The 8,380-nt window shown below is 60.7% G+C and carries 8 protein-coding genes; 1 reads left to right on the top strand and 7 read right to left on the bottom strand.

Annotated elements, in window-relative coordinates; genetic code table 11:
* Nucleotides 1–412 precede the first annotated feature (412 nt).
* Complete coding sequence (locus ACFFNA_RS36425) at nt 413–694, top strand: hypothetical protein (protein WP_378924825.1); 282 nt, start codon at nt 413–415, stop codon at nt 692–694.
* Here the strand turns inward: ACFFNA_RS36425 and ACFFNA_RS36420 are convergent.
* The 7 genes from ACFFNA_RS36420 to ACFFNA_RS36390 all read right to left on the bottom strand — a co-directional run bounded on the left by ACFFNA_RS36420 (nt 678) and on the right by ACFFNA_RS36390 (nt 8,134).
* Nucleotides 678–1,034: a hypothetical protein gene (locus ACFFNA_RS36420; RefSeq protein WP_378924824.1), complete on the bottom strand. Its 357-nt coding sequence runs from the start codon at nt 1,032–1,034 to the stop codon at nt 678–680. The two genes, ACFFNA_RS36425 and ACFFNA_RS36420, sit on opposite strands and share 17 nt — an antisense overlap.
* The gene (locus ACFFNA_RS36415; RefSeq protein ID WP_378924822.1) at nt 1,012–2,937 is read right to left on the bottom strand and encodes a TniQ family protein; all 1,926 of its coding nucleotides are present in this window, start codon (nt 2,935–2,937) and stop codon (nt 1,012–1,014) included. Before ACFFNA_RS36415 ends, ACFFNA_RS36420 begins: the two co-directional genes overlap by 23 nt.
* Nucleotides 2,934–4,049, bottom strand: coding sequence for an ATP-binding protein (locus ACFFNA_RS36410; RefSeq protein ID WP_378924820.1), 1,116 nt, complete (start codon nt 4,047–4,049; stop codon nt 2,934–2,936). Before ACFFNA_RS36410 ends, ACFFNA_RS36415 begins: the two co-directional genes overlap by 4 nt.
* Nucleotides 4,050–4,052: 3 nt before the next feature.
* Nucleotides 4,053–6,389: a TnsB C-terminal domain-containing protein gene (locus tag ACFFNA_RS36405; RefSeq protein ID WP_378924818.1), complete on the bottom strand. Its 2,337-nt coding sequence runs from the start codon at nt 6,387–6,389 to the stop codon at nt 4,053–4,055.
* Nucleotides 6,390–6,414: 25 nt separating this feature from the next.
* Nucleotides 6,415–7,029, bottom strand: coding sequence for a hypothetical protein (locus ACFFNA_RS36400; RefSeq protein WP_378924816.1), 615 nt, complete (start codon nt 7,027–7,029; stop codon nt 6,415–6,417).
* Between the two features lie 98 nt (nt 7,030–7,127).
* Nucleotides 7,128–7,277 (bottom strand): hypothetical protein, encoded by a 150-nt coding sequence (locus ACFFNA_RS36395; RefSeq protein ID WP_378924814.1) that lies wholly within the window; start codon nt 7,275–7,277, stop codon nt 7,128–7,130.
* Nucleotides 7,278–7,960: 683 nt separating this feature from the next.
* Nucleotides 7,961–8,134 carry a hypothetical protein gene (locus ACFFNA_RS36390; RefSeq protein WP_378924812.1) on the bottom strand — a complete coding sequence of 58 codons (174 nt, stop codon included), beginning with the start codon at nt 8,132–8,134 and terminating at the stop codon, nt 7,961–7,963.
* Nucleotides 8,135–8,380 lie beyond the last annotated feature (246 nt).

Genomic DNA, 8,380 nt, shown 5'->3' with positions numbered 1-8,380 from the left:
GTGCCCTCCTTGCGTTCAATTCTTGGTTTGTTCTGTAGTCGATTTTTCCGGACGCTTTTTGCATCCGGAAATCGTTCCTTTGCCTAAAAGCCCAGCCACCCCTTTCAGTTGCCTGAGAGGCGGCCGTCAGGCCCCTCCAGGTACACAACATTGGCTTTCAGGTACCCAACTTTGGGTGTGGCACCCTGACGCGTCAGTAATTCTCACTCACTATGCCTTTTAAGGTATTGTAATTGCTATATGTTTTTTGCCATCCCTTCATGTTCGCTCATGGTATCTTCGCACGAAGGCTGCTCAGAATCCGCGCACATGTCAGCTAATGGGCTGGTTAGGTACCAATCGAACTTTCGGTTTGATGATGCAGCGCCGGCGCTCATCCTGAAAAGAGTCAGGCGATGTCGGAGATGGAATTATGGATAGGACGAAGAACCAAAGGCCGATCGACAAGGTGATGAAGGACGTCGTGGCTTGGCGCGAGGCTGGCTACGTCAACGTTGTTGGCCGGCTCCTCGATGAGGCGCGGGCGAATGCTGATCTCGGGTCAACTGCAACGGAGGTCGGCAATCACCAGGCTTGGTTTGATCGTGCGATCCGACACGAACGCGAGTACGGAGCGTGGAGCCTTGTCAACGAGCAGCACTCTTTACACTTGAAGGTCATGGAAATCGTGAACAGCGTCAAAGACTGGAATTAAGATGCGATCGCTGGTTGAGGCGCTCAGCCGCCGCATTGGCGATGCTGAGATCATTGGTGCCGTTCGTGCCAATCTTCCCGCTAGTGCCATTGTAGATCGTATACAAAGGTTCTCCGTTTAGGAGGAACTCGATCATGCTCCAAGGAGCCTCCGGGTCCTTGCGAACATGTACAGTTGCCGACGCTCGTTCGTCGGCGCCTAGAGCCTCCTGTAACTCCGCCTCGCTATCGAACGCCTTCTTCAGGAAGAGGTCGTGCCTGAATCTTACGAGCCAGATTTTCCGTCCATTCACAATAATTTCGCGCACTCGATCATTTTTAGTCGACGGTCTTTCGCTCATGACTCACTCCCGTTGCGTCTGTGTCCAGTGAAGGATTCGCATCCCGAAGTGAACTAGCAGTGCTCACCTCGGGCGGGATGTCGGACCTGCGGTAGAGCGTCTGCTTCAACTCTTCGGGATCGCCGATAGGAAAAACGCCCGATACGACGAGGGCCTTCTTCACTCGAGCGAAATGCTCGCCCCGCTCCCGCGCCAACGCATGTAGAGAGACGTATTCGCGCCGGTACCGTTCCAGTTCCTCTTTGCGAACGATTGGCTGGATCCATCCGGTCATCGGGTTTTTTACTGTGACGGTCGTGAGGAGTCCCTTCTCGACGAGTGCCTTCACCGCGTAGGTACCACTCGAAAGGAGCTTCTCCAGATCACGCAATGAGAAGCCATCGTAGTCAGGCCCCGTCACGTGTGGCCTGACTTCGTTGGCATCGACAAGGACGGACATGAAGCCTTGTTCGGCCGGGTTGCGGCCGACCCGTGCGAGCTTTCCGTCAACTACGAGCCTCACCACATCCATTACTGCGCAGCAGCACCGCTTGGCTGCCTTCAGAAGCGTCTCGAAGGCAGGGTCGCCGCCGAGTGCTGGGTCCGCCTTCTCAAGAAGCTTTTCAAGAAACGCATCCAGGTCCTCCCTTCGAAACGTGTAATGCATCCCGCTGCGGCCTCGGGGCTTCTCGATCATCGGCTTGAGCAGACCACTCTTAGCCAGACCTTCATCGTGGGGGCGAGGAACGTTCAGATAGATCCGTGCCGCCGTCAGGTTCATCGTCTGCTTCAGTTCCTTGACGAGGGCGGCCACCTGTTCAGGGTCGGCGACAACTCGGTGGTTGATCAGCCGGTCGGAACCCTCGGCAGCAAGTCCTGTCCTCTCCAAGGCCTTGCGCAGCCGTTTAGGATGGATCGAGAACTCCTGCGCGGCCGTGCGGACGGAATGGAGCCGACGAGCGCCGACATCGCGGCCGAAGAGTACGTCGCCGGGTCCCAGCGCAAGCGTGTCCAGGGAATGGTCGACGATGATTTCTCGCAAGGGATCGTATGCCCTGTCACGACAGTCGTGCGCCAGCCAATCATACAAACGGCCGTACATAACCTTGGGGCCTGCAGACGAGCGGCTGTTGCGGAAAGGGGCCTGCAGTTCGTTGAGGAACTCCCTAATTCCCTCGGCGCCCCTGTCCGCCACATTGAAACCCGCAGCCTCACACCCCCAGGCTTCGTCGGCGTCGATGTTGTCCAGCGTGACCGCGGGGCCGTGCAGGGCGACCGCACCTGCCACAAAACAGAAGTGGAGCGCGGCATAAAGAGGCAAGTCGCTCAGCCATGATTTCGAAGCTCCACCTTCGATCCGTCTTACCAGGTAGTGCTCGAACGGGGAGGGTGCGCGGACCGTTGCTCCGTCGACCAGCGATGGCAGCCTGTGGATCGCGTCAGCGATAGCACGCGAACTGTCATGCGTGACGCCTGGGGCTTCGAGCTTACCAATCTCGGCGAGCGCCATCCCATGCCAGTTGCACGTCCTCACGCCTCGGATCATCCACGTGCTTCGGCGATGTGGCCTCGCAGCGACTCGGCAGTCGAGGCGCTCGATGTCTTCTGTCATGCAGGCAGGGCACATCCGGATTTGGTTTCGAGTGAGGCTCGACCCAAGGAGATCTTGGCCTTTGTGCAGGAACACCCGGCGTTGACCTACGCGGGCAAAGGATTCCTTCAGAAGGTCCTCCTGTGACACGTCCGCAAGATCAGCTAGGGCAATGATCGCTTCCGGTTTGCCGTCGATTACCGCCTGAGGATCGATTCCGAAATCGCGGCAGAAGTCGCGCATGTGATTTCGATAGGTCCGAGTAGCCAGACGGGAGGCGTAGTCGGACGGGCACTCACGTTCCCCAAGCGGCAGAGTCAGTGAAAGCTTCATTTCCGGGCTCCTTTCGTCTTGCGCTCTTTCGGCTTTCGTACGCCGGTCGGCCGTCCGGACTCGTCGACATCGTCCTCGTACAGAGCCGCCTCGACAGGAATTGCGGTCCAGTTCTTGGCCAAGAAAGGATTCAGGTCGTCAATCAGAACCCCAGTGCGGAGCGCGTACACATCGGCGAAGTGGCCAAGGTCGAGTTCACCCCCGCCTTCCGCAGCGAGGCACTCGGCGATGGCGTCCTGCACATACTCGACGACGATCCCAAACTGGTAGGTAGCAGCGTGGAGCAGGCGATGAGCGAACTCGTCTGACTTAAGCTTGCCGCACCCCACCGCCGGGCAGAGTCTCACCAGATCATGAACCGTTTGGCGGACCGCCTCGGCGTGATCAGCGAAGGTCAGCGGTTCGAAGGGAAGGACGCGGACACGCCGCTTCATGGAAGCATCGTTCTGGCAGAAGCGCGACAGCTCTGGGAGGCCGGAAAGAATGAGCCAGATCGGCCAGTCTGCTTCCTGCATCATGCGCTTGAACGTGTTCTCGACCTCTTGGGCCATGGTGTCGCTCCTGATTTCGTCCCCATGCTGCGCCTCATCGATGTGCAGGATTCTCACTCCGAACTCGGCCATAAGCTCGCGAACGACAGGCCACACCTTGCTGTGCTGAATTTCCCTTCGACCGTGATAGCCGAGCTTTCGGGCAATCTCGTTACCGAGCGCACCGAGGGTGAACGGGGAGGGGGCCACCACGGAGAGCAACGGGCACCACTCGCCCGGCATGCCGAAACCCTCGAACTCCGGGCGGTTCGCGAAGGTATGTGAAAGGGCGCGGCTCTTGCCTGCACCCGCCTGCCCAGTGACTACCAGAGCGCGACCGCCACGAACCTGGCCCTGGGGCCTGGCAACGCCAGGCTGCTGTCCAAGTTCGAGGAGCATTGAATCCAGCAGCCAGTCAATCTGCTCATTGAGCTGCTGATCGTAGATCGTGGGAAGGTAAGCCGAAAGCACCTGACCCAGCGCCTGGTTCACCGAGCGCCGTTTATCGGTCTGGTGCGAAACGATCCGGTTGAGGAATTCAGCCGACTTCCGGCCCGTGCCCGAGGTGTTCATCATGTTCATCTATCAATCCTTCCTGAGAAAATCGGACTTGAGACGGCCGCGGCGCCGCGCGATCGGAGCATGCGAGTCGGCGTCCTCGTCCTCTGAGAGAGTTTCCGGAACCTGGGAGTCGTCGGCAGCTGGCGGCAGGTTGTCGGTCTGCTGGTCGTTGGCATCGAGGTCCTCGAAGGTCTGGCCGCGGTCGCGTACGGTCGTGTAGTTGAAATGCCGCTCGATCTCGGCCTCTCGCCGGAGGACCTCTTCGCGGGAGACCGTCGACGGGCCGATCCCGGCTACCGACGCTGAGTGCCTGCCAGTTTCGCGCAGATCGAGCAGAGCGGCCTGTACGATGTGATCGCTGAGTTTGGCGATATCGGCATGCTTGCGCCGCAAGGCCGCTGCCGCCTCCTCCCAGAGGGCAGCGGAAACGCCTTCCATGGGCATGTCGCAATGAACGGCAAACCATTCGGCTCCAGGCACATTCTTCGAGACCCAGATCGTGCCCAGGTTCTCCAGATCTGCTCGCATCCGAATGTCGGCCTGGCCGACTTGCCGGCGCAACTGACTGAGAGCCTCCGAGCGATAGTAGAGCCCCAGGAAGCGGACGCCGCGGTTCTGGATGCGCCGGTTGTCCGAGAAGCCGAACGCGATCGTGATCACTTCCTTTGCAGGCGGAGGCACGACCTTGAACAGAGCGGCCCGCTCTTCCCACGCCTCGTTCGGCGTCTGGCCGCCGAGGCCGGCATGAGGAGAGTTGTGGTAGACGTCTACGATATAGCGAACCAGCGCGGGTCCCAGGACAGCCGAGACGACATGAGCCAGCGCTTCGGGATTGGCCTCGCCCTTGTCGCCGACGCTGGAGAACGTGCGACCTTGGAAGAACGGCAGCAACTGGGAGTCGACGGTTTCGAAGAAGCGTTCGACGACGCCTCGCGCGTCCGGGTGCGAAGCGGGCCCGATCTCGTTCGCGGAGCCGATGTCGGTCACGGCGCAACGGAAGCCGGCATCGATGAACTCGGATCCCGAGTCCGTGGCCACCATCAAAGGTGAACAAGCGTGGCGCCACGTCGACCGGCAGCCGGCCGCCAGGGCGATTTCGTCTTTGTTGCGGCAGACCATCTCCAAGGTGCGAATTGAGGTGTCCGCGTTCGCACTCCAGGACAGCTTCGCGCCCAAGACGACCTTGGTGGCTTCATCGATCGCCACGCACAACATGAGCCTGAGCTTGACGATCTTCCCAACGAGCTCCTCGGGAATGCCTTCCCAGAATTGCTCGGGGAGCTTCAGTGACATCAGCTGGACGCGCCAGCAATCGAGCGCGACACGCTCGCCAGGGTACAGAACCGATTCCGGCCTGCCGCTCACCTTGTGCGTCCTGCGCGCGTGGCCCGCTCCGTACCGGGCGAGGGCTACCTGGTAGCTGTCCAGCTTGCGGATCGCGCGCTCGAAGGTGCTGAGCGATGGGACCGGGAGCGCAGGAAGTCCTTGAGCCGAGCGGGCAAGGTTCGTTGCAGCGAAGGACAGCGCCTCCGTGCCGCGAAGGCGAGGGGCGCCTTCGCGGTCGCGTCGTGCGTTCTCCTCTTCGAGCTTCGTCGAACCCGTCATCAGCCTGTACAGGGTCGCCGCCGACGGGCGGCTGCGGTCAAGGAAGGCCTGCACCCACTTGGCCATCAACGCGACGGCATGCGGGTCCGTGATTTTCGGCGTGCGGCCGCCCACGCGGCCCTTGCGGTGGTCGCGCAGCGCAAGCAGATCCCATTCGTGCTGAACCAGGTCGCGAATCCATTTCCGCACGGTGGCGGGCGAGGGCGCACGGTAGGCGCCCTTGGCCTTGCGGGCCGAGATCTCCCGCATGCCGGCAGCTTCCCTCTTGCCGCGCTTGCTTTGGCGACCATCGTCACTGTCGTCGTCCGCGCCGTAGACCAGATGCGCCATGACCTTGCCGATCGTCCTCTTGAGCGCCTTGTCCGTCAGGCTGGTCAAACCGTCGTCGTACATCTGGACGACGTGGCGGCAGAGCTTCCAGTAGAAGGCCAGTTGGTCTTGTTCCTCCTGATCCAGGTCGCGGGCGGACCTGATGTCCGGCGACCGGGCGAGAAGGGTCTGGCGGGATCCGCTGTTTCGTTCGGTGAGGGGGTCGAGTCTGCCGCCTTCGACCAACTCCCTGATCTCATCCTGCGGGAAGACCTGGCGGAGCTCAGGATTGGCCAAAGGACTGGCCGTCAGCACGTGCCTGTCGTGGCTGATGTGCTTATAGAGAACCTCGTCGAAACCCTCCCTGATTGCGAAGACGTGGCCCGGCTCGAAACCATAGGTTGTCGGAGCGGACGAGCGGAAAGCGTTGCCGTTGAAAACGTTCATGGTAATCCCTCTTGTCTGGTAAAGGTCAGGCGCGGGCGCGCCTGACGAAGCATTCGTAGGAGATCCTGGCGTGGTCCCAGACCTCCAGCACGCCGCCGCCGATCAGGCGGACGACGGCGTTGAAGGCGTCGCCGCCGATACCGGAGGCCGCCACCAGGTCGCGAAGACGGCACCAGCCGTGCAGGCTGGCTACCAATCCGGCGAGCACCGCATCGGCCTTTTCAGAAGCGAGCCGACGGGCGCGAAGCAAGAGCACCGCGTCCGCAACGTCATCCGGATGGATGTGATCCTCCGTCCGGACCAGATAGATGTCCGCAATCGCCTTCCCATGCTGTTCTTCGATCAGCCGCTGCACTTGCAGGATCCCGGATTTGAGGACCTTGCTCTTCGGCTTCATGTCGACGGCCGCACGGACGCCGTCGTTAAGGGTCAACAGCGCGTCAAAGGTGTGCGTGGACATCCTGCCGTCTCCATCAAGAAAATCGACCGGAGGCGGCTGATCGAGGTAGTCCTCGACCAGTTCGCTGGCCAGCGAGATGTAGATGAAGCCGCGCTCGAGCTTGCTCTCGTAGACGAACTCCCGGTTCCGGGCATGGTCGACCACGGTTCCCCGGTAGGAGGCGGTGGAGCGCAAGGGCATCCCGCCCTCCGCCGATCCGCCTTTCTTGGCAGCGGGACGCGACAACTTACGCGACGCGCGGGTTGGCTCCGGAGGAGTCCACGACCGTGCAGCCGGCTTCAGCTCGCTATCTGCAAGCTCCTTTCGACGGTCGCGCCGTCACCCTCCTTCGGGTGAAGCGCTGCTGCCGAGGACAGCCAGTCCGGCCTGAGTTCCTCCCGCAGCGGAGCACGCGGAATGAATTCGTTGATTGCAATCTTCTTGCGCATGTAGAGCCCTCCTTTTGTGCGCGCGCCGACAGCGTTCCCCTGGCGGGGAGCCGTGGCGGTCGACAGTTTCTGGGAGGGTCAGGAAGCCGGAGCGAGGGTTCTCCGGCACAACATACCGGAGGCCTCAGCCTCGTGCTTCGCGGCCGTCCCGCGTCGCTATCGATATGCGTGTCGCAAACATCAGTTTGTCCTCAATTGCCCAGCTTGCGCCAGGGAAGGCGGCTATTAGGGTGCGCATCCTTCGAAAAGGTAAACAGCGCGGTTCAAATTGTTCGGATCCGAACTATTTCGATTGCGGTTTGATAAGGAACGTGTCCCGCGGAGAGGCGACGACTTGGTGATCGTACTTTCCAGCGTAGCCATTGGCAGGGGTGGCGCTCTTAGGGAACTGAACCATCCGCGGGTAGTGTCTCTCAATTTGAATTTAGAAGGCACTGCAAATGAACGAGTGCCCTGCCTGCGTCTCTGAGAATGTCCGCAATCAGGTAGCAGTCGCCACCAACGCCGTCGAGTGCTCCAGACAAGGTTCTTCAGCCGTTCAGCAACATGAACGGCTAGGTATTTCCCTTCGAAGCCGACCTCAAAGGGCGAGGTGTTCCTCGGCCCATGCAGCGAACTCGTCCAGGCGCGTCAGCGCCCTCTCCGCGTCGTTTCGCGTCTTGGCCCTTGATCCGTACTGCACTTCATCCTTCTAGGAGTGCCCTCAAATTCGCTCCCTGCTTCGAGGGCAGATTCTTCCCTAAAGCCGCCCGCAGCAGCTTAACGACCGCTTGATGGTCGCCTTGGTTGATTTCACCGCGGGATTTGGCGGTTAATGCATCGGCATAGGCGATGGCACAGTTGATCACCGTGGACATGACCGGGTTCCCGATGTCGCCTGCATCGGCAACGAGGTTGCTATTGCGAGGCGGCTTTCAGAAATCCTCGGGCAATCAGAACCCATCCTGAAACTAAGCGGCGTCTTTTTTCTTTGTTGACCCGATCCTATCCGTGCACAGCCCCTTGAAGCGTAGGCACGTCCTCGGGGCGGCTTCCGGCAAGCACGATCGCATCTAGTTTGACGTTTTTCCACCATGGATCATCGTCGCGAGCGAGGCGGCGGA

This window comes from Mesorhizobium kowhaii (genome assembly GCF_042431665.1).
In the GTDB taxonomy this organism is placed as follows: Bacteria; Pseudomonadota; Alphaproteobacteria; order Rhizobiales; family Rhizobiaceae; genus Mesorhizobium; species Mesorhizobium kowhaii.
Note: the sequence above shows the minus strand (reverse complement) of the source record. Positions and strands in the feature narration are given on the sequence as shown.

Excerpts from the sequence above, each read along its gene's own strand:
- ACFFNA_RS36400 (WP_378924816.1), bottom strand. The coding sequence starts at position 7,029 with ATGCCCTTGCGCTCCACCGCCTCCTACCGGGGAACCGTGGTCGACCAT.
- ACFFNA_RS36405 (WP_378924818.1), bottom strand. The coding sequence starts at position 6,389 with ATGAACGTTTTCAACGGCAACGCTTTCCGCTCGTCCGCTCCGACAACC.
- ACFFNA_RS36390 (WP_378924812.1), bottom strand. The coding sequence starts at position 8,134 with ATGTCCACGGTGATCAACTGTGCCATCGCCTATGCCGATGCATTAACC.
- ACFFNA_RS36420 (WP_378924824.1), bottom strand. The coding sequence starts at position 1,034 with ATGAGCGAAAGACCGTCGACTAAAAATGATCGAGTGCGCGAAATTATT.
- ACFFNA_RS36410 (WP_378924820.1), bottom strand. The coding sequence starts at position 4,049 with ATGAACATGATGAACACCTCGGGCACGGGCCGGAAGTCGGCTGAATTC.
- ACFFNA_RS36415 (WP_378924822.1), bottom strand. The coding sequence starts at position 2,937 with ATGAAGCTTTCACTGACTCTGCCGCTTGGGGAACGTGAGTGCCCGTCC.
- ACFFNA_RS36425 (WP_378924825.1), top strand. The coding sequence starts at position 413 with ATGGATAGGACGAAGAACCAAAGGCCGATCGACAAGGTGATGAAGGAC.
- ACFFNA_RS36395 (WP_378924814.1), bottom strand. The coding sequence starts at position 7,277 with ATGCGCAAGAAGATTGCAATCAACGAATTCATTCCGCGTGCTCCGCTG.